This is a genomic window from Collinsella sp. AF04-24 (assembly GCF_003465685.1).
GTDB lineage: Bacteria > Actinomycetota > Coriobacteriia > Coriobacteriales > Coriobacteriaceae > Collinsella > Collinsella aerofaciens_AP.
In genome coordinates, this window is sequence record NZ_QSBK01000040.1 from 1 (window position 1) to 2,045 (window position 2,045).

At 55.6% G+C, this 2,045-nt stretch carries 1 protein-coding gene and 1 pseudogene; both read left to right on the plus strand.

Going from position 1 to position 2,045, the window contains the following annotated elements; translation table 11 throughout:
- The first annotated feature begins 187 nt into the window (after window positions 1-187).
- The gene (locus tag DWV32_RS09920) at window positions 188-1,312 is read left to right on the plus strand and encodes an aminotransferase (protein ID WP_117758033.1); all 1,125 of its coding nucleotides are present in this window, start codon (window positions 188-190) and stop codon (window positions 1,310-1,312) included.
- Between the two features lie 572 nt (window positions 1,313-1,884).
- Window positions 1,885-2,045 (plus strand): annotated as a pseudogene (locus DWV32_RS10455) (arginine deiminase); the annotation flags it as partial.

Sequence of the window (2,045 nt, forward strand, 5' to 3'; positions counted from 1 at the left end):
CCGCGGCGGCCCGCGCTGCATGAGCATGCCCTTCTGGCGCGAGGACCTCTAAGGTCTTCTAGGACCCGTATAGGTCTTACTACAAACATCTAGCTGCCATTAGATGTCTCCCATTGGGGCGGTGCGGATCTTTCGCACCGCCCCATTCATGTTTAATGACGCTAAATGAAGATCAGATAAGGTGGCCATGGATATCAAGACAATCGGTGTTGAGGAATGGCTCAACGTTTGGGAGAAGAGTGCTACCTGGGATATAGCTCAGTCGACGATCTCGTCGCTGACCATGGGCGAGCTTCGCGCACTGGACGAGCAGGACGGCGCCACGTTCTACGAGCGCCTGGATCGCGAGAAGATGAACTACGGCTGGATCGAGGGTTCGCCGGAGTTTAAGGCCGAAGTCGCCAAGCTGTATCGTCGCGAGGTCAATCCCGATCACATTTTGCAGACCAACGGCTGCACGGGCGCGAACCTCAACGCCATCATGGCCGTGGTCGAGCCCGGCGACCATGTGATTGCCGAGTGGCCCACCTATGCGCCGCTCTATGAGATTCCGCGTACGCTCGGTGCCGAGGTCGAGTATTGGGAGCTTCGCGAGGAGCTCGGCTGGAAGCCCGATATCGAACAGCTCAAGCACCTCGTTCACCCCAACACCAAGCTCATCTGCATCAATAACGCATCGAACCCCATCGGTACGGTGCTCGATGCCGATACGCTCGGCCAGATTGCCGAGATCGCCCGTTCGGTGGGCGCCTATGTGCTGTGCGACGAGGTGTATCTGCCGCTCGAGAACACCGAGTCCTTTATGTCGATGGCCGACGTGTACGAGAAGGCCATTGTCACCAACTCGGTGTCCAAGACCTATTCGACGCCTGCGGCCCGCGTGGGCTGGGTCGTGGCCGACGAAGAGGTGTCCAACCGCATCCGCACCTATCGTGACTACACCATGATCTGCGGCGGCGTGTTCAACGACGCTCTGGCGACCTACGTGCTCGAGCACAGGGATAAGATCCTTGGGCGCAACCGTAAGATCGTGTTTGGCAACCGTGATATCGCTCAGGCATGGATCGATACGCAGCATCGTGTCTCCTGGACGGCCCCGCAGGGCGTGTCCACCTCGTTTATCCAACTGGATATTCCCGAGGACGACGAGGAGTTCTGCAAGCGCCTGTTGGCCGAGAGGGGAGTGCTGCTGGTTCCCGGTAGCCGCTTTGAGCTTCCCTGCGGCGCGCGCTTGGGCTACTGCGCGAGCGAAGACGTTCTTCGCGAGGGCCTGAGGCTTCTGGGTGAGGCGCTGGCCGAGTTCGATCGCTAGGATTCCGACGGCTCTCAAAGCCACTCAAATCTGTCTACGATTATCGATAACAGACGCGTTTCCCATGAGGGGAGCGGGTCTGTTTTTCTATACCGAGAAGTCAAGTTGTTACAAATGAGGCCGTAAGGCGAGCCGGTGTTCGTTGGGCCTTATACTGAACTTCCGGTGAACGGTACCAAGCGTCTGGTAAACGGTAATGCCCATACCAGAAATGAATAGGACAAACTTTTTTCTGAATAAAAATGAAAATGGTTGAGACGCGGTATGAATCGCTAATTCTATTCATAGCTTTATTAGAAATATGCAATTTGAGGGTGGTTTAATAAAGTTAAGTTCCATTTGCTATTTGGTTTGAAAAAGCATTTAAGCACGTAAATAAACTTTATTAAATCAAAGTGTGCCATGCGTGAAGTATATGTGTATGCCGTTCACCCCCTATAAAAAACCGTTCGGGGGCGAGGTGGAAGTATGGGCTGTTTTTGGATATAAATATGTCGTCAGCAATAACGCCTCACACGGAGGGGCGCTAACGAATCGGCCCTGACAAGGGCCCGAAAGAAAGGTAGGAGGCCATGACGAAAGGTCTGCACGTGCCTTCCGAGATCGGCAAGCTCAGGAAGGTCTGCCTGCACCGTCCCGGCGACGAGCTCCTCAACCTGCCGCCCGACGAGCTCGAGCGACTCCTGTTCGACGACGTCCCGTTCCTGGAGGTCGCGCAGCAGGAGCACGACAC

What these genes read in the sequence shown, in the direction of transcription:
- DWV32_RS09920 (WP_117758033.1), top strand. Translation starts at nt 188, where the DNA reads ATGGATATCAAGACAATCGGTGTTGAGGAATGGCTCAACGTTTGGGAG.